The organism is Thermomonas sp. S9 (assembly GCF_024704365.1).
GTDB lineage: Bacteria > Pseudomonadota > Gammaproteobacteria > Xanthomonadales > Xanthomonadaceae > Thermomonas.
Genome location: NZ_JAJDFY010000001.1, coordinates 1,559,343 through 1,575,357, shown reverse-complemented (window position 1 = coordinate 1,575,357; position 16,015 = coordinate 1,559,343). Strand labels below are relative to the sequence as shown.

General features: G+C 65.9%; 33 protein-coding genes. 28 read left to right on the top strand and 5 right to left on the bottom strand.

What is annotated here, in order from left to right; genetic code table 11:
* Positions 1–5 precede the first annotated feature (5 nt).
* From LJB71_RS07850 to LJB71_RS07830, 5 genes are read right to left on the bottom strand one after another with little or no spacing between them, the layout of a single operon-like run.
* On the bottom strand, positions 6–638 hold the full coding sequence (locus tag LJB71_RS07850; protein WP_259303749.1) for a hypothetical protein: 633 nt from the start codon (positions 636–638) through the stop codon (positions 6–8).
* A 13-nt stretch (positions 639–651) separates the two neighbouring features.
* Positions 652–1,116: a DUF1064 domain-containing protein gene (locus LJB71_RS07845; protein WP_259303748.1), complete on the bottom strand. Its 465-nt coding sequence runs from the start codon at positions 1,114–1,116 to the stop codon at positions 652–654.
* Complete coding sequence (locus tag LJB71_RS07840) at positions 1,116–1,373, bottom strand: hypothetical protein (RefSeq protein WP_259303747.1); 258 nt, start codon at positions 1,371–1,373, stop codon at positions 1,116–1,118. Before LJB71_RS07840 ends, LJB71_RS07845 begins: the two co-directional genes overlap by 1 nt.
* Positions 1,366–1,923, bottom strand: coding sequence for a hypothetical protein (locus LJB71_RS07835; protein WP_259303746.1), 558 nt, complete (start codon positions 1,921–1,923; stop codon positions 1,366–1,368). The genes LJB71_RS07840 and LJB71_RS07835 overlap by 8 nt, the downstream gene beginning before the upstream one ends.
* Positions 1,924–1,939: 16 nt before the next feature.
* Complete coding sequence (locus LJB71_RS07830; protein ID WP_259303745.1) at positions 1,940–2,881, bottom strand: hypothetical protein; 942 nt, start codon at positions 2,879–2,881, stop codon at positions 1,940–1,942.
* Between the two features lie 323 nt (positions 2,882–3,204).
* Here LJB71_RS07830 and LJB71_RS07825 point away from each other — a divergent pair, with 323 nt between their 5' ends.
* The 28 genes from LJB71_RS07825 (at position 3,205) to LJB71_RS07690 (ending at position 16,011) form a co-directional block, all read left to right on the top strand.
* On the top strand, positions 3,205–3,453 hold the full coding sequence (locus tag LJB71_RS07825) for a helix-turn-helix domain-containing protein (RefSeq protein WP_259303744.1): 249 nt from the start codon (positions 3,205–3,207) through the stop codon (positions 3,451–3,453).
* 23 nt (positions 3,454–3,476) lie between these two features.
* The gene (locus LJB71_RS07820) at positions 3,477–3,668 is read left to right on the top strand and encodes a hypothetical protein (protein ID WP_259303743.1); all 192 of its coding nucleotides are present in this window, start codon (positions 3,477–3,479) and stop codon (positions 3,666–3,668) included.
* Positions 3,669–3,689: 21 nt separating this feature from the next.
* The gene (locus LJB71_RS07815) at positions 3,690–4,562 is read left to right on the top strand and encodes a PD-(D/E)XK nuclease family protein (RefSeq protein ID WP_259303742.1); all 873 of its coding nucleotides are present in this window, start codon (positions 3,690–3,692) and stop codon (positions 4,560–4,562) included.
* 2 nt (positions 4,563–4,564) lie between these two features.
* A complete protein-coding gene (locus LJB71_RS07810) occupies positions 4,565–5,422 on the top strand; it encodes a recombinase RecT (RefSeq protein WP_259303741.1) in 858 nt (285 codons plus the stop codon).
* The gene (locus LJB71_RS07805; RefSeq protein WP_259303740.1) at positions 5,388–5,567 is read left to right on the top strand and encodes a hypothetical protein; all 180 of its coding nucleotides are present in this window, start codon (positions 5,388–5,390) and stop codon (positions 5,565–5,567) included. The genes LJB71_RS07810 and LJB71_RS07805 overlap by 35 nt, the downstream gene beginning before the upstream one ends.
* Positions 5,568–5,743: 176 nt before the next feature.
* Entirely contained in the window at positions 5,744–5,896 is a 153-nt protein-coding gene (locus LJB71_RS07800) for a hypothetical protein (protein ID WP_259303739.1), read from the top strand.
* Positions 5,880–6,113 carry a hypothetical protein gene (locus tag LJB71_RS07795; RefSeq protein ID WP_259303738.1) on the top strand — a complete coding sequence of 78 codons (234 nt, stop codon included), beginning with the start codon at positions 5,880–5,882 and terminating at the stop codon, positions 6,111–6,113. The genes LJB71_RS07800 and LJB71_RS07795 overlap by 17 nt, the downstream gene beginning before the upstream one ends.
* A gap of 2 nt (positions 6,114–6,115) precedes the next feature.
* On the top strand, positions 6,116–7,792 hold the full coding sequence (locus LJB71_RS07790; protein WP_259303737.1) for an AAA family ATPase: 1,677 nt from the start codon (positions 6,116–6,118) through the stop codon (positions 7,790–7,792).
* Positions 7,789–8,013, top strand: coding sequence for a hypothetical protein (locus LJB71_RS07785; protein WP_259303736.1), 225 nt, complete (start codon positions 7,789–7,791; stop codon positions 8,011–8,013). Before LJB71_RS07790 ends, LJB71_RS07785 begins: the two co-directional genes overlap by 4 nt.
* A complete protein-coding gene (locus LJB71_RS07780) occupies positions 8,010–8,237 on the top strand; it encodes a hypothetical protein (protein WP_259303735.1) in 228 nt (75 codons plus the stop codon). The genes LJB71_RS07785 and LJB71_RS07780 overlap by 4 nt, the downstream gene beginning before the upstream one ends.
* Positions 8,234–8,647, top strand: a complete 414-nt coding sequence (locus tag LJB71_RS07775) for a hypothetical protein (RefSeq protein WP_259303734.1) — start codon at positions 8,234–8,236, stop codon at positions 8,645–8,647. Before LJB71_RS07780 ends, LJB71_RS07775 begins: the two co-directional genes overlap by 4 nt.
* A complete protein-coding gene (locus LJB71_RS07770) occupies positions 8,635–8,793 on the top strand; it encodes a hypothetical protein (RefSeq protein ID WP_259303733.1) in 159 nt (52 codons plus the stop codon). Before LJB71_RS07775 ends, LJB71_RS07770 begins: the two co-directional genes overlap by 13 nt.
* Positions 8,790–9,032, top strand: a complete 243-nt coding sequence (locus tag LJB71_RS07765) for a hypothetical protein (RefSeq protein ID WP_259303732.1) — start codon at positions 8,790–8,792, stop codon at positions 9,030–9,032. Before LJB71_RS07770 ends, LJB71_RS07765 begins: the two co-directional genes overlap by 4 nt.
* Positions 9,029–9,211: a hypothetical protein gene (locus LJB71_RS07760; protein WP_259303731.1), complete on the top strand. Its 183-nt coding sequence runs from the start codon at positions 9,029–9,031 to the stop codon at positions 9,209–9,211. The genes LJB71_RS07765 and LJB71_RS07760 overlap by 4 nt, the downstream gene beginning before the upstream one ends.
* Positions 9,193–9,609 carry a hypothetical protein gene (locus tag LJB71_RS07755; protein WP_259303730.1) on the top strand — a complete coding sequence of 139 codons (417 nt, stop codon included), beginning with the start codon at positions 9,193–9,195 and terminating at the stop codon, positions 9,607–9,609. The genes LJB71_RS07760 and LJB71_RS07755 overlap by 19 nt, the downstream gene beginning before the upstream one ends.
* Positions 9,606–10,889, top strand: a complete 1,284-nt coding sequence (locus tag LJB71_RS07750) for a DNA methyltransferase (protein ID WP_259303729.1) — start codon at positions 9,606–9,608, stop codon at positions 10,887–10,889. The genes LJB71_RS07755 and LJB71_RS07750 overlap by 4 nt, the downstream gene beginning before the upstream one ends.
* An 8-nt stretch (positions 10,890–10,897) precedes the next feature.
* Positions 10,898–11,269, top strand: coding sequence for a hypothetical protein (locus LJB71_RS07745; protein ID WP_259303728.1), 372 nt, complete (start codon positions 10,898–10,900; stop codon positions 11,267–11,269).
* Complete coding sequence (locus LJB71_RS07740) at positions 11,266–11,649, top strand: hypothetical protein (RefSeq protein ID WP_259303727.1); 384 nt, start codon at positions 11,266–11,268, stop codon at positions 11,647–11,649. Before LJB71_RS07745 ends, LJB71_RS07740 begins: the two co-directional genes overlap by 4 nt.
* Positions 11,650–11,682: 33 nt before the next feature.
* On the top strand, positions 11,683–12,507 hold the full coding sequence (locus tag LJB71_RS07735; RefSeq protein ID WP_259303726.1) for a YfdQ family protein: 825 nt from the start codon (positions 11,683–11,685) through the stop codon (positions 12,505–12,507).
* A 348-nt stretch (positions 12,508–12,855) separates the two neighbouring features.
* Complete coding sequence (locus LJB71_RS07730; protein ID WP_259303725.1) at positions 12,856–13,104, top strand: hypothetical protein; 249 nt, start codon at positions 12,856–12,858, stop codon at positions 13,102–13,104.
* Positions 13,105–13,171: 67 nt separating this feature from the next.
* Complete coding sequence (locus tag LJB71_RS07725; RefSeq protein ID WP_259303724.1) at positions 13,172–13,480, top strand: hypothetical protein; 309 nt, start codon at positions 13,172–13,174, stop codon at positions 13,478–13,480.
* Positions 13,481–13,550: 70 nt separating this feature from the next.
* Positions 13,551–13,745 carry a hypothetical protein gene (locus LJB71_RS07720; RefSeq protein ID WP_259303723.1) on the top strand — a complete coding sequence of 65 codons (195 nt, stop codon included), beginning with the start codon at positions 13,551–13,553 and terminating at the stop codon, positions 13,743–13,745.
* Positions 13,746–13,846: 101 nt separating this feature from the next.
* Positions 13,847–14,035, top strand: coding sequence for a hypothetical protein (locus LJB71_RS07715; RefSeq protein ID WP_259303722.1), 189 nt, complete (start codon positions 13,847–13,849; stop codon positions 14,033–14,035).
* A gap of 81 nt (positions 14,036–14,116) precedes the next feature.
* Positions 14,117–14,434: a hypothetical protein gene (locus LJB71_RS07710; protein ID WP_259303721.1), complete on the top strand. Its 318-nt coding sequence runs from the start codon at positions 14,117–14,119 to the stop codon at positions 14,432–14,434.
* A 66-nt stretch (positions 14,435–14,500) separates the two neighbouring features.
* Positions 14,501–14,725, top strand: coding sequence for a hypothetical protein (locus LJB71_RS07705; RefSeq protein WP_259303720.1), 225 nt, complete (start codon positions 14,501–14,503; stop codon positions 14,723–14,725).
* Positions 14,722–15,009 carry a helix-turn-helix transcriptional regulator gene (locus LJB71_RS07700; RefSeq protein WP_259303719.1) on the top strand — a complete coding sequence of 96 codons (288 nt, stop codon included), beginning with the start codon at positions 14,722–14,724 and terminating at the stop codon, positions 15,007–15,009. Before LJB71_RS07705 ends, LJB71_RS07700 begins: the two co-directional genes overlap by 4 nt.
* A 30-nt stretch (positions 15,010–15,039) precedes the next feature.
* The gene (locus LJB71_RS07695) at positions 15,040–15,375 is read left to right on the top strand and encodes a hypothetical protein (protein WP_259303718.1); all 336 of its coding nucleotides are present in this window, start codon (positions 15,040–15,042) and stop codon (positions 15,373–15,375) included.
* Between the two features lie 447 nt (positions 15,376–15,822).
* Positions 15,823–16,011, top strand: a complete 189-nt coding sequence (locus LJB71_RS07690; RefSeq protein ID WP_259303717.1) for a hypothetical protein — start codon at positions 15,823–15,825, stop codon at positions 16,009–16,011.
* Positions 16,012–16,015: the final 4 nt, after the last annotated feature.

Here is a 16,015-nt window from a genome sequence, read left to right as displayed (position 1 = left end):
CAACCTTACGGGCGCAGCGAGTCCAGCAGCGCGGTGAGCTGGTCCAGCTTCACCACCTTGGCGTCGGCGGCCTCCAGCTCGGCGCGGACCAGCTTGCGGATGCTGTCCAGCTCGGCGGCGGTGTCGATCAGCCGGTCGGACAGGGTTTCGAGGCGCAGGAGCCGGTCCTCGCGCTTGATCGCCTTGGCCACGGGCTCGGCCAGCGTGAACGCGGGTTTCGGGGACAGGGCTGCGGCGCCTCGGGCCAGGGCCTCCTCCTGGTGCGCAAGGATGGCGCGGGCGGTCGGCGGGTCATCGTTGCCGCAGCCCTGGTCCGCGCAGCGCGGCCCGCCGTGGTTGCCGTCGCACTTGGCGGTGAGCTTCGCGGCCGGCTCGTTGGCCTTCACCGGCTTCTCCCGGTGGGGCGTGGCCTGGTAGTGGTGCGTTTTCACCTGCCGGACAAGCCCGGCCTCCTCGAGGTTGTGGAGGCAGCCGTCGACCGTGCGGTTCTCGATGCCCGCGCCCGACTGCCGGCGGATTTCGGCGCGGATCTGCTCCCGCGACCATGCCTCGGCTAGGGGTACGACGCTGAGGACCTTGCGGGCGATCGCGCTCTGGCTGTCGAGCTTGGACTGGTACTGGGCGGGACTGAGGCTCATGGGGGTGGCGCTCCTAGACGGTGATGATCTGGATGGGGTACGCGGCTTCGACCTCGCGCCGCTTGACCTTGAACACGGCGGTCTCGATGCCCTTGGCGTCGAGGAACTCGGGCGGCCGGCCGTCGGTGAAGAACACCAGGAAGTCGATGACCAGCTTGGTGCCGCCCGGCAGGTGGATCGGGACCTGGCGGAGGAAGAACGCGACCTCGCCGGCCTGCCGGCGGGCCTTGAGGGATTCGTAGAGCCGGGCCTCGCGCTTGCTGTCGAAGCGGATCCCGTCCACGACGGTGGCGGTTGCCGCGTACTTGTGCCGGCGCGGAGGAGCCTTGCCGGCACCTGGGGGCATAGCACCGGCCGGCGGCGGGACCGCAGTCTTTAACTTCACCGATTTACCCTGCCGGGCGAGCGCCGCCTCCGCAGCCGCGCGCACGCTGGGCGGCATGTCCTCGATGCTGCGGAAGCGGAACCCGCCGGCCATCAGGAGGCCACGACCTTGGCGTGTGCCGCGGCCAGCCGCTGGGCGAAACGCTGCGGGTCGGTGTCCTCGGACACCCAGCCCACGAACCCGGGGTTCCCCATCAGCACAATGTCCGCCGCGTGGGCGGTGATGGTGCCGTCCCTCTGCACCAGGACGCCCAACGGTTCAGCTCGCCCGGGGGTCACCATGGCGGCGGCGACGGCCGCGGCGATGGCGTACAGGTTGCCGAGCTGAACCGGCTGCGTTGGGTCATTCATTGGTGCTTTCCTCCCTGTTTGCGTGCTGGGCCGCAGTGTCTGCTGGGGCCGTCTCACGGGTTGATTTGCCGAGGTGCTCCCGGATGCGAGCGAAGTGGGCCGCGCGCTGCTCCGGGCTACAGTGGCGGCGCGGGGGATCGGTGGTGTCCTTGGTCAGCGCGGCCACCGGTTCCTCCGGCAGCTCCGCGCCGTCGAGGCGTCTCGCCACCGCGTAGTCGTAGGCCGCGCGGAGCATGCGCTCGGCGTCGCGCTGGTCACTGCGCGTGAACAAGTAGAAATCCAGCCCCTCCAGCACCAGGCGCGTGAACCGCATGGTCTTGTGCGCGATGTCGGCGCGCACATGCTCAAAGCTGGGGATGCCGAAGCAGCGGGCCCGGAACGCCGGCGCGCTGGGCGGCCAGTCGTCGCCGGACACGCGGCACGCCTCCAGCCCTGTGTCGATCTGCTGGCGACTCAGGTCCTGGAGAACCAGTGCCCACTCCCTGCCGGCCGTCCGGTGCGGATCCTCGCCGTAGGCACTGGTCCAGCGATGGCCGTACAGGCCGGCCATGTGCAGCCACAGGTACTCAGCGAGGGACGACATGGCATTCCCCCTCGATGACGTCGCCACCGCCCTGCTCGTCTTGGGCGCGCTGCTGGCGGTTCCTGGCGATGTTGGCTTCGATCCGATCGACGGCAGACAGTCGGCGAGGGGCTTCATGTGCGATTCCTCCGTGGGGTATGGGCGCCGCCTGCTGGGCCAGCTCTCGGCGGGCGATGCGGATGACGTAGACCGCCGGCTTGCCGACGCAGTCGGGCAGCGCGGCGCAGGACTGCAGGTGCTCGACCGTGCCACCCTCCCGGACGAAGGCGACCAAGTCCGGGTTCATGGCGGTGCAGCGGAAGCCCGCGCGGTTCAGCGCGACGGCGAAGGGGGCGACCGGGTTGGGGGCGACGGGGCGCTCGTGGTGTTCCTCGAACGCGCCTTCCAGCGGGGTGTCATCGCCGCCGGCGCGCGGCGCAGCCGCGGGTGTCGCTAGAGTCTTACCTACTGCGATATATGGTGTTGGTGTTGGTGTTGGTGTTGGTGGGGCCGGACTGTCGGATTTCGTCGGACTATTGTCGGACTGTGTCGGACTGTCTGACTGTTTAGCGCGAGCGTGCCCGCTCGGGCGGTGCTTCCGGTCCCATTCGCGCTTGTACTCGCGGCGATCCTCTGCGCTGCGCACGGCATCGTACTTGGCGTGGTTCAGCAGGTGCCAGCCACCGTCGATCGCGGCGATGCGGCGGCCGTCGTGGTCGCGGGTGCGGCTGTACGGATCAGGTGCCTGCAGGGTCTCCAGCGCGGCTTCACACTCGGCGATGGAGATGTTGGCCAACCGGGCGAGGCCTGGCACCGATCCCCAGACGTTCCCGCTCTTGTCGGCCAGAGCCAGCATTGTCACCCAGAGCCAACGGGTGGCCAGCGGCTCCGACACGATCGTGCTGGCCGTGATCCCGCGGAACAGCTTGGTGTAGCTGTCAGCCACGGTGCTCCTCTCCAACGACCGCGGCGCGCATGTCGGCGATCGACATGCCGGAAACTGGGTCGATCACGTGGTCACGCAGCGCAGCCGGGTACAGCTCGAATAGGCTGGCGGCTCTGCAGCTCGGGTAGCAGTTCGCCCCAGCGACCGACCTGGGCCTTGCTGTAGGGCCTGCCGGTGAAGCGGATTCGGGGGCAGCAACGCCGCCAGAGCGGTGTTGCTGGTCAGGCCGAGAGCCTTCTTTGCATCTTGGGTTCGCAGTCGCATGCGCACGTTATACCCGGTTGGTTGCCCTTGCGCAACCTATGGCGTGCTATTGTCCACCCATGGCGTCAGGCTCCCGCCCGCTTCGCACCACCCTCCCTCAGAACCCCAAAACCCAGGGTGAGCGGATCCGCTACGCGCGCATCAGCTCCAACCTCACGCAGCAGCAGCTCGCGCAGGCCGTCGGGCGGATCACCAAGAGCGTGATCGACAAGGCCACGGTCTCGAAGTGGGAAGGCGACTCCACGAGCAACCCCACCAACGCCAACATGCTCGCAATTCAAGCTGTGACGGGCTTTTCGGTGCAGTGAAGCTGGTGCATGGGCGCGGAGAAATGCGGACGTCCACGGCGGCGCACTCCGGTCTGCAGGTGGAGGTCCTGGCGCGCGCCATGCGCGCTGCGCTTGGCGATGTCCCCGACGGCGCCCCGGCCGCGGTGGCCACGCTCTACGACCTGATCCTGGACGCGCCCGGTGTATCCGAGGCCGTCCTGCAGCGCACCGCCGCTGCGCTGATCGAACGCTGAGAACTTTCTTTCTGCCGGGTGTTGACACCCGTTTTTTTTGCCCCTATGGTTGCCCATACGCAACATGGGAGCGGGGACTTGTCGAACGGGAATAGCTACCGCATTCGGGCCAGCAGCTTTGGCGAGCTGTTCGACTGCGCACTGCGCTGGGAGGCCAAGCACCTCCAGGGCATGCGGATGCCGAACAGCCCGCGCGCGCTGATCGGCACGGGTGTGCATGCGGGCACCGCAGCGTTCGACCGGGCCCAGGTCGGCGGCCAGCCCATCAGCGTGGACGACGCGGCTGGTGTGGCCGTCGATGCCATCGCCGAGCGGATCGCTGACGAGGGTGTGCGCTGGACGACCGATGACCCGAACCGCAAGGAGGTCGACAAGATCGCCCTGCGCGTGACCACCGCCTACTGCAACGACGTGAGCCCGCGCTACGAGTTCGAGGCCGTCGAGATGGAGACCAAGCCGCTGAGCATCGACTGCGGAGGCGGAATCACCATCGTCCTGACCGGCACGCTGGACCGCGCGCGCATCCGCGCCGGAAGTCATGGCATCACCGACCTCAAGACCGGCCGTTCCGCGGTTGTCGGTGGGCGCGCGGCGACCAAGAAGCACCGCCCGCAGATCGGCACCTACGAACTGCTCTACGAGCACAGCACCGGCAACGCCATCACCGGCCCAGGCGAAATCCTGGGCATCAACACCAGCGGCAGCTTCCAGTTCGGCACCGCCGACGTCCACGGCGCCAAGGCCCTGCTGCTTGGCAACGACGACGCACCCGGCTTGATCGAACTGGCTGCCGGCATGTTCCGCACCGGCCTGTTCTACCCCAACCCCCAGTCCACCCTCTGCGACGCGCGGTACTGCCCACGGTTCGCGCGCTGCCCCTACTCGGAGAAATGACCATGTCCGCCGCCACCCTCGAAGCCCTCCGCGGGAAGGCCGAGCAACCAGCCAAGCCGCAGGCGCAGCAAGGCATGACCCTCACACAGATCAACGCCCTGCCGAGACATCGCCAGTTCCCGGCGATGCTCGACGCCTTCAAGCACGAGCTGAAAGTCGCGCTGCCTGCGCACCTCAACCCCGATCGCATGGTCCGCATCGCGCTGACCTGCTTCCGCCAGAACCCGACCCTCGCCGAATGCGAGCCGGCCAGCGTGTTCGCGGCGGTGGTGATGGCCAGCCAGCTCGGGCTGGAGCCGGGCCTGATGGGCCAGGCCTACCTGATCCCCTACAACAAGAAGGTCAAGCGCAAGAACGACCAGGGCCGCGAAATCGAGGTGTGGGTGAAGGAATGCCAGCTCATCCCGGGCTACCAAGGCCTGGTCGACCTTGCCCGCCGCAGCGGCAGGATCAAGTCGCTGGAGGCGCACGTCGTCTACAGCAACGATAAGTTCGTGTGCCGCTTCGGCATGACGCCGGATCTTGTGCACGAACCGCACTGGGATGGCGACCGCGGCGAAATGCGGCTGGCCTACGCGGTGGCGCACCTGGCCGACGGCGGCACCCACGTCGAGGTGATGACCCGCAGCCAGATCCACGCGATCCGCGACCGCTCCCAGAACGTCCAGAACGCCAAGAAGTGGAACAAGACCACGCCGTGGGACACGGACGAGGAGCAGATGTGGATCAAGACCATCTTGCGCCGCATTTCGAAGTTCCTGCCGAAGTCGGTGGAGCTGGCCAGCGCGTTGGCGCTCGATGCCGCCGCGGCGCGGCGCCCAGAACATGGACCTGTCCTCGGTGATCGAGGGCGACTATGAAACCGTCGCATCGCTGGCGCACAGCGATGACGAGGACACCGCTCCGGAGACCGCGGGCGAGAACGACCACCCCCCGGGGCCGGACCCTGCCGGCGACGACACCCCCTCCCCAATCGTCGTCGGCAGGGCCGAGCCCCACCTCTGAATCCACCACCACCCCGCGGCCGGCCCGGCGCAGCCGCACCCTGGAGTAATCCGCCATGCCCAAGCTGTCCAACACCCCCCAAGCTGTTCGCGCTGTCCCCGCACCCCGACGGGATTGCCGTCATCGCCATCGTCGCCGCCAGCGAGTCGGAGGCATGGAACCACCTGCGGCACAACATGAACGCCATGCGGCGTGCGACCCCCGCCGATGCTTTCGAGCTGGGTTCGCTTGGCGTGCCGCTCGCCTACGCCAAGCCCGAGTACCGCAACGATGGCTCGCAGGTCGAGCTTCCGCTTGGCCAGGAGGTTGCCCATGCTCAACCGGAATAACCCGCTGGCCGCGATTTTCACGGCCGCCCTGTTCGGCCGCGCCTTCGGCGGGCACGACACCGCCGCCCCCCGCCGCACGCGCCAGCCCAACCGCTACCGCCCGCACCAGTCCTCCCGCGAATGCCTGCGCCGCATCGGCGGGGCCATGTGGGAGCAGTTCAAGCGCGACGACCGCGTCCGCCGCGGCCTCCCCGCCGACAAGACCACCGGAGCCTGACCATGAAGATCGAGAGCATCGCCATCCAGAACTTCCTCGGCCTGTACGACCTGCGCCACACGCTGGCCGCGCGCACGCTGCTGGTGTGCGGCCCGAACGGGTCCGGCAAGTCCAGCCTGCTGGACGCCATCCGCTTCGCCATCACCGGCAACATGCCGCGCGGCCTGTCCGCGCGCGGCGAGCAGCGCAGGGCGGCCATCACCGAAGGCGCCAGCACCGGCTACGCCGAAGTCACCGCCGACGGCTACACCGCGCGCCGCGCCATCGCCAGCGGCACCCTGACCGGCGACGGCCTGCCGGCGTACACCGGACTGGACGTGGCGCTGGATCCGCAGCGGTTCGCGGCCATGCCGGACGACGCGCGCCGCCGCCTGCTGTTCGAGCTGATGGACGTCAAGGCCGACCGCGAGACGGTCACCCGCGTGATGAAGGACGAGGACGTGCCGGACGCCATCATCGAACGCGCGTTCGTCCTGCTGCGTGGTGGGTTCGACGCCGCCGTGAGCGAGGCGAACACCCAGGCCAGCGAGGCCCGCGGCGCGTGGAAGGCCATCACCGGCGAGGCCTACGGCACCCAGAAGGCAGCGAAGTGGCGCCCCACGCTCGAGACCGAGGCGCCATCGGACGAGGATCTGGCCAAGGCGGAACGCCTAGTCGCCGCTGCGAATGACCGCGTGAGCTACCTGATGGATCTGGCCGGCCGGGTCCGTGCCGCCCTTCCCCCGGAGCGGCTCGCAGACCTGCAGGCGCAGGCGGATGACCTGGCCGCAGCCACGGAAGATGAGCAGCGCGCCGAACAGGAGGCCGCGGCGGCCGCGGAGGCGCTCGCCGAGCTGACCGCCCGCGCCCGCGCGCCGGAGACCCTGACCTGCCCCTGCTGCAGCGCGTCGCTTGCCTTCGAGGACCGGGCGCTGGTGGAATCCAGCGGGACCGCGATCGCTCGCCCGACCGAGGAGGAGCTGCAAGCGGCCAAGCGCCAGGATCATGCTGCGCGGCAGGCGCTGGCCGAGGCGCGCGGCCGCATCACCGCCGCCGCCGGCGCCGCCCGCTCGCTGGAGACCGCCCCCACGGTGACGCAAGAACAGCGTGATGAGGCCGCCACCCTGGAAGAAGCCCGGCACGTCCTTGGCCTGCACCAGGCCGCCCACGCCAGCCTGCTGCAGGCGCGGACGCTGCACGAGCAGGCGGACATGCTGGCCAACAAGGCGCTGGCCGCGCACCAGCAGGTGCTGGGCTGGCTCAAAGTCAAGGAGCTGTGCTCCCCCAGCGGCATTCCGGCCATCCTCCTCTCGCGCGCGCTGGATCCGTTCAACGCGCTGCTGCGCGCCTACGCCGCCGACGCCGGGTTCGCTCCGGCGCAGGTGGAGCGCGACCTGTCCCTGACCTACGCAGGCCGCCCCTACGCTCTGTGCTCGGAATCGGAGCAATGGCGCGCCGACACCCTGTTCGCCCTCGCCATCGCGCGCCTGTCCGGGGCAAAGGTGGTGCTGCTGGACCGCTTCGACGTGCTGCAGCCGGACGACCGCGGCCGGGTGCTGGACTGGCTCTCCGATCCTGGTGGCTCCATGATGGACACCGTCATCCTTGCCGGAACGCTGAGCAAGCGCCCGGAAGCCGACATGCTGCTGGACGTGCTCTGGATGGGCGATGCGCCGGTGATGCAGAAGGCGGTCGCATGAACGCGAAAATCACCCTCGCAAAATTGGCGCGCATGGCACGCGCGCATCCGGATGCCACCTGGGAGCTGCAGGAAGAAGCGATCCGCACCGAAATGGCACTGTCCGCGCTCATGGACGCTGCTGAGGCAGGTGTTGTTGAGCTGCTGCGCGCAGGGAAATTGGCAGTCGCGCGCGATCTTTTGTCCGCCATCGTGGCCTGCACAGTGGAGGACCGACTGTGACAGACAAAAATGCAATCGGCGTAGTCATCGGGGTCATTGGCCTCGCTATCTGCACCGCCCTCGCACTGGCCATGCAGTTAATCCAGCCATACATGCCTGCTGTGCGTGGGTTCTTGTTGTGGATGTGCGACCCGCGCATGGTGATCGGCATGGTGTTCGGCATGGCCGTGATGGCGGCCATCGTCTGGTGTGTGCTGGCTGACGAGAGTGAGGACTGGACATGACTGACATTGAGAGCACCCTACGCGATGTAAATCAGTTCCTTAATGAAACTGAGGCGGCGATTACAGCCCTCTTGAAGGAACGCAACCGGCTGCGAGACGAGCTGGAAAACGAACGAGCGCGCGGAATCCACACCTGTGGACCTCAGTGCATGCGGCCGGCATGCAGGCTGCGGAGAGAGCGTGATGCGCTGCGGGAGGAAGTCGCAGCCCTTCGCCAGCAGCCCGCGCCGGTCGATCTGGAGCAGTTCCGCGAGGCGGTGATCCAGTGGAGTGATGACGCTTACAAATTGAGCGGAGACATCAATCACCAGACCATTCGCCAAGCCGACCGCCTGCTGTCCATCATCGACAACGCCGGGAAGGTGGCCCGCCAGCCAACCCCGTGGTGGACGATGCGATGCGCGGGCTGATCGAGGCGGCGAAGAAGGCGCAGGCCATGATGGCGATGCCTGAGCGCATTGAGCCGTGCCACCGGCAGGAACTTTGCGATGCCATCTCACGCTGCATCGTCGTCCCCGACCCGCGCATCGCCCGCGCGCAGGGGGTGCAGTCGTGAAGGCGCCTGGCACAGGCCTGCGCCTGACGCGCGACGTTGCCAGGGTCTACGCGAGCCGCGGCGGCATGGCCCGTGCCGCAACCCACCGCTGGCCGGTCGAAGGCGAGTACCTGAGCGCCTCGGAGGTGGGTAAGCGCATCGGAGTCTCCCGAAAGACGGCACAGGTGCGTATGCGCCGGATCCTCGACACGCAGGGGGCTTTGACCTGGCCCGCCCTGCGACTGGAGAAGCAAACATGAGCACGAAACCCAGCGCCAACGGCTGGCCTGTCTGCATGGTGCAGGCCCACATCGACATCACCACCGCGGCTGTGCCCAGCAGCCGCAGCCGCCGGAAGTCCGAGCGCCGCGCGTGGATTTCCCTGTTGACCATCATCGCCAGCCTGCTGGTCTGCGGCGCGTGGCTGGGCTGGCAATGACCTTCGCGCGCGCCATCGGCAGCCCGACCAAGGCGGAAAGGGCCTACCAGGACATCGTCTGGGCGCTCAACGCCTGCGTCATGTGCCTGCTCCGCGGCAACAAGCGCCAGTGCGGCCACCTGACCCTGCACCACCGCAACCTGGACGACAAGGCCGGACAGCTCACGCTCGGGCACCGCGAAGTTCTGCTGCTCGGCGCGTGGCATCACCAGGGCGTGCTGATGGAGGAGTTCCCGACCATCGAGCTGATGCGCGAGCAGTTCGGCCCCAGCCTGCAGCACCACAAGGTCGCGTTCCTGGAGGAAATCGGCACGCGCCTGTACGTCGTGCCCGGCGCGCGCACCCAAGCACTGCAGGACCTGCAGGACATGATGATCGAGGAGGGTTTCCAGCCATGATCCACGTCGGCGACTGCCTGGAGGTCATGCGGAAGCTGGAGGCCAACAGCTTTGACAGCATCGTGACTGATCCGCCCTACGGCCTGTCGTTCATGGGCAAGCGCTGGGACTACGACGTGCCGAGCGTGGAGGTATGGGCCGAGTGCCTGCGCGTGCTCAAGCCTGGCGGGCACCTACTGGCGTTCGCCGGTACGCGCACCCAGCATCGCATGGCTGTTCGGATCGAGGATGCCGGGTTTGAAATCCGCGACATGATCGCGTGGGTGTACGGGTCGGGGTTCCCAAAGTCGCGCGACATTTCAAAAGACATGGATCGGATCGATGGAGCGGAACGTGAAGTCGTCGGCAAGATTGACGCACCCGGAATGGCTCGCGCAAACGTCAAGCAATGGGCGCAAGGCCGAAGTGTCTACACATTTGACAAGCTGGGCGGCCCTGTTTCCGACGCCGCCCGCCAGTGGCAAGGCTGGGGCACCGCGCTGAAGCCCGCGCTGGAGCCGATCACCGTGGCCCGCAAGCCGCTGGTCGGCACCGTGGCCGAGAACGTGCTGGCGTGGGGCACGGGGGCGCTGAATATCGACGGGTGCAGGGTGGGCATAAGTGCCGAGGATGCTGCTTATATCACCGAGCGTATCGGAGGCTTCAACGCCACCAAGAGCATCGGCGGAAATGGTGCATATAGCGGCGGGGAGGTGATGGATCGGGCGGAGGCCTACGATGCCAGCAAGGGCCGCTGGCCCGCCAACCTGATCCACGATGGCAGCGAGGAAGTCGTCGCGCTGTTTCCGGCCAACGCCGGTGCAGCCGCTCCAGTCCGAGGAACCGAAAAGAGCCACACCGGCGGCGATGGGACAAACTGCTATGGAGAGTATGGCCGCATCCCCGGCACGTTCTTTGGAGACACCGGCAGCGCCGCCAGGTTCTTCTACTGCGCGAAGGCCAGCCGCGCGGATCGGAACGACGGGTGCGACGGCATGGAGGAGCGCCCCCTTCTGTGGTCGAGCGGAACCAAAGCGCCCGGCACGTTCCAGGCCGAGGGCACGCGCCGCGCCAGCGAGAACAACCACCCCACCGTCAAGCCCACGGACCTGATGCGCTGGCTCTGCAGGCTGGTGACACCACCGGGCGGGCTGGTACTCGACCCATTCTGTGGCTCCGGCAGCACCGGCCGCGGCGCGATCGCGGAAGGGTTCCGGTTCACGGGGATCGAGCTGGACCCCCACTACGCCCGCATCGCGGAGGCGCGCATCCGCGCCATCCATCCCGGTCTCTGCCTCTGAGGTTTCCCATGAGCACCCAGATTGCCATCGACTTCGACGCTGCCATCGCCGCCCGCGATCTGGGCATGCAGCGCAGCGTGGACCGCGCGAACAAGGCCGAAAGCGAATGGAGCGGCCAGGCGTTGGGCCTGCTGATGGCCTACGCCGCGCGCAGCTACCCCAAGGCGTTCCTGATCGAGGAGGCCCGCGCCTGGGCCGAGTCCGTCGGGCTCCCACCACCACCCGACGCACGCGCCTGGGGCGCCGTGACCAAGCGCGCGTCCGTCAAGCACCGCATCGAGAAAGCAGGCGCCGGCGCGGCCGCCTCCTCGAACTGCTCCCTCAAGCCGCTCTGGCGGCACGTCGCGCCGCCAACCACCACCCAAGGAGATACCCAGTGAACGAAAGCACCAACAAGCCCAACGGCGTCACGTCCATCACCAAGCAGACCACCAACCTGCTGGAAATCCTCCCCGACCTGCAGGCCGGCGTGTTCCTCAGCCAGATCGAGCAGGCTCTGACCGACGCGGCGCTGAACATCTGCGTCCACGGCGACAAGGGCAAGAAGGCCAAGGTCACCATCGACTTCGACCTGAGCCGCATCGGCGAAAGCAACCAGGTCGCGGTCGCGCACACCGTCTCCTTCACCTACCCGACCAAGCGCGGCAAGAAGTCCGAGACCGCCACCACCGAGACCCCCATGCACGTCGGCCAGCGCGGGCGCTTGACCCTGCTGCCCGAAACGGAGCAGGGCGGCCTGCCGTTCGGCAGCTCGCGCTGATCCACCTCCCCCCAACACCAGCAAGGAACCACCATGGAAAAGGAAAGCATCAAGGAGCTGCTCGACATCGGCGCCCAGCGTGCCGGCGCGTTCAGCGAAGCCCTCAACACAGTTGGCGATGACCTGGTCGCATTGCCGAAGGACTACAGCCTGATCGACTTGGAACGCTACCGCGACGGCCGGCGGCGCTTCCGCGGCGCATTCACCACCAGCGCGCTGGCCGACTTCGTCGCCTACGTCAAGCGCAACAGCGCCAAGGTGAAGCCGCAGGGCTTCATTTCGCCCGATGACCCCGCGGCGACCGTATATTTCAACCTGTACAACGACGACGGAGCGGTCGGGCATGCCGACTGGACCGCCTCGCTGGCGCTGGAAAAGACCGCCGCCTACGCCGCGCTGCTGCATATCCAGGGACGAGCCCTGACGCAGCGCCAGCTCACCGACTGGATCGAGGATTGGCAGGCCAACGTGGTGGCGCTCGCCGACGACGACACGCCGATCACCCTGCCGCGCGCGGTCGCCGCAATCTCCAAGCTGGACATCAAGAGCACCAAGCAGAGCGGCCACGCCGACGGCCATTTCGCGGCGTCCAAGTCCACGCTCGAGGAGGTCGAGGCCAAGCTCACCGAGAGCATGCCGCACAAGCTCCTGTTCGAGTGCGAGCCGTTCCATGGCCTGCGTGCGCGCACCTTCGAGCTGCGCGTGGCGATCCTCACCAACCACGACGAGCCGCGCCTGACGCTGCGCATCCTGTCGCTGGAAGCGGTGCAGGAGGACATCACCCGCGAGTTCAAGGCCCTCCTGCTCAACGAGCTGGACGGCGCTGCCGACCTGTCCATCGGCGCGTTCAATCCGTAATCCGTCCACCACTCGACTGGCCTGCCGCTGGATCCCGGCGGCAGGCCAACGGGAGCAGGCCATGAGCACTCCAGGGAAACACGTCGGCAAGAAGAATCGCTCGCGCGGGAAACGGTATCGCCAGATCAAGGATCGACTGATCGCGCGCGAGCACCACACCAAGCCCCAAGATCCTGCGCCCGCCCCCCCTGCCCGTCCTGCCTTGGCTTTGGCTTCACCGTGCAAACCGACGAGCGCGGCAACAAGAACGCGCGCCCCTGCGAGCACCCTGGATGTCCAGTTCAGAGCCGCGAAGCGGTGTCGCGTTGAACGAATTGTTAGCCGGCAGACCCGGCAAGGAGAACGAAAGTGGAAAACGAACTGGAACACCTGCGCACCGAGCTTGGACGCGCCTACCGGGCGCTGCATGCGTACACGAATGCGCACGCGAAGGGCGAACCGTTGAGCGATGCGGCGGTCGGATATCACTCTCTGACCGAAGCGGCAGCAAAGCGGTTCGTCAATCACGGTGCGCTGGACGGAAGTGAGTATTTCATCGGCAAGTCGGTTGACGTTCTGCACGCGGCCTTGCGCGGCGAAGAAGCGACTGCCGGCTAACGCCAGCTTCAGCCGAGGCCCGTCAGGGCCGTCGGCTGGAAGCGATAGTTAGATGCAGGAGGTTGAGATGCAGACGATTTGCATGCTTTTTGGCGGACCAGACCGCCGGATTGTTGATGGCAAGGGAAAGACTTGGCGGTTTGAAGACCACCCGTACTGCGGCCCGTCCGTGGTTGATAGGCACGGCGACCCGAAAGACGTGCAGCCGCCAGGAGGATCGCCGTTTTGGGACGCGGTGACGCATTGGGCGCAGCAGGGGAAGCGCCTGGCGAATGGAAACTGGTGCGTGTGGGACAAGCCGACGCCGCAAAAGCTGCGGCATATCGGAGGAATGCACTACATGCTAGTGACAGACAAGCAGGAATCTAACGCCTGAATTAAGCCGCGCCGCGAAGCGGCGTCGGGTTGAGCGAATTGTTAGGGCGCACCCGCCCGGAGGAGATCAGATGTTCATCATCCATTGCTATCTGGACGGGAAGCGAACCGGAGGATTCATTTATCAGGGCGTCCCTCGCGTTGGTGACACGATCCGCTTTTCAGGCGAGCGATACGGAAAGGTGACCGAGGTCATCTGGTGCGCCGACGAGCCGCAGGCCGATGGGCAGCGCGTGAATCTGCGCTTGGAGTCGATTGCGCCCTAACGCCCGAATTGAGCCGGGCCGCTGCGAGTGAACAGAACCGCCGAGGCAATGATGCGGCCTCGGCTCAAATGAGTTGTTGGGCCTCACGTAAGGAGAACGACATGCTGTTGAAAACGAAGCCGTGGTGGGTTGGCTGCACTATGTTGCAGGTTTGGTTCCATCCGATGTGCTGGCGGCTGAGCTACACGAAGCCCGCGCCGGCTGGCCGTGAGGTGTGCGCAAAGCTGGACAGCGCCTACTGGTACATCAGCGTCGGCCCGTTCACGGTCTGCGAGCGATATCTCCAGTGAGGCCTAACAGTGGAATTAACCGGAGCCGCGAAGCGGCTTCCGGTTGAATGACTGGTTAGGTTGCGGACTACGGAGAATGACATGCAATTCGCAGACCCGAATGACCGTTTCAGTTACGAAAACTGGATGAATGACATGGCGACGAGTGAACCGCAGTCAGCACGCGGGTGGCAGGCCAAGTATCAGCCGCGCTGTGACTGTTGCGGGAAGTTCGTCATTCCGGGACAGGAAGGCGGAAGCTGGGTCATGGTGCCAGGTACGGACTGGAACGCAGGCGATGAGCGCGAGCGCTGCCCGTCATGCACACGCAAGCACGGCATGGCGCATTGCGGCCCTGGCTATGTCGAACACCTTTGCTGCGGAATGAACAAGCAACCTAACACCCAAGTTCAGCCGTGACGCGAAGCGGCATCGGCTGCAACGCGTCGTTAGACCTCATGCAATGGGAGTTATCGAATGGAATGGATGAACAGCATTAGTTTGAATGCCAAGGCGGTTATGGATGCGCTTGGCAACTTTGGGCCGACTGTAAACGCCAAAGATAAGCAGGTTAAGGGCTACGCGATGGACTCGGACACCGGCGAGTGCGGGAAGGTGTATTACACCAGTGATGATTTGAGGCACATCGCAAGCGGCTGCACAGAAGTTGCTGATTGGTTGGACAAGCGGGCTGAACGAGACGGCGCATGAAACCGATTGAGTCGTTGCCTCCGCTGGGCCAGCATATCCGGCAATACCGGAAGGCGAACCGCTGGACGCTAAGTGCGTTTGCCGCTGAACACGGCATGTCGAAGGCGTATCTATGGGAGTTGGAGAACGGCGCGATGACGAACCCAACGATAGAAACCTTGGCGAAGGTGGCGAAGGCGACAGGCACGACGCTGGCGCGAGTGGCAACGCTTGCCGCTGCCGGATTGCCTGGGATGAGGTCTAACGCTCCGCATAAGCCGCGTAGCGAAGCGGAGTCGGCTTGATGCGGTTGTTAGGCGATTTTGGAGGATGAGATGAGCGACGATTATTACTACAGCGGGCAGTATGCCGAAGAACAGGCCGAGGCCGAGGCGCAGGCAAAAGAGTTTGCGCACCGACCTGGGCCATGGCATGTCAGCGAGCACACCGAAGGAAGCGAGGCGCTAATTTACGACGCCGATGGGTTTGAGGTTGCGCGGGTGTGCTACCCAAACCGGAATGCGGACGCGAAGCTGATAGCCGCTGCGCCCGGACTGCTGAAAGCGGCAAGCGCTGCATTGCATTACATGCGACTGCACAAGTACGCGGATCAGGCATGGGCTGATGATTTGGAGGCAGCGATTGCTGCGGCCATGACGCCTAACGATTGAGTTGTGCGGCGCCGCCGCGAACATTAACCCTTGCGAGATGCCGAACCGGCGTCCGCACGAACGAACTGTTAGGTGGTGAAGCATGGACATAAAGAACACGATCAGGAACCCTCGCTGGTGGCTAATGACCCCGCTGTTTATTGCCCTTTTCCTTGGGCCTGCACTCATAAGCCTGATGCTTACAAAAGCAGAGGTTCTGTTCGATTGGATGGCGCAAATGAGCAGGAAATGCGAGTGCAAATTGCGATCAATCTGCGGGCCGTTGATGAAGAGGATGCACGACTACACGTTCACCACCTAACGTCTAGTAGACCCCAAAAATGGAGGCGTATCCATTGCAACTCCCGGGTACGCCTTCACTTGCGGGGCATAACACAGCAAGACGCACCAGCGGCCAAAAGCCGCTAAAGCATGGAGCCATGGTTGCTTATGGGCACCCGTAAAGTAGTGAAACTGACCACCTATGGCGAGCCGAGCGCGGCTCTGCTTCTGGATTTCCTGATCCCATTGGTGGCGAATGAAGCGCGCGGCGCTGTATCTACGCAGCTCGAAGGATCGAAGCGACGTTTCGATCGACGCGCAGCGGCGAGCATTGAAGGAACTGGCGAAAGCGCGCGGCCTCACGGTCGCGGCTGAGTTT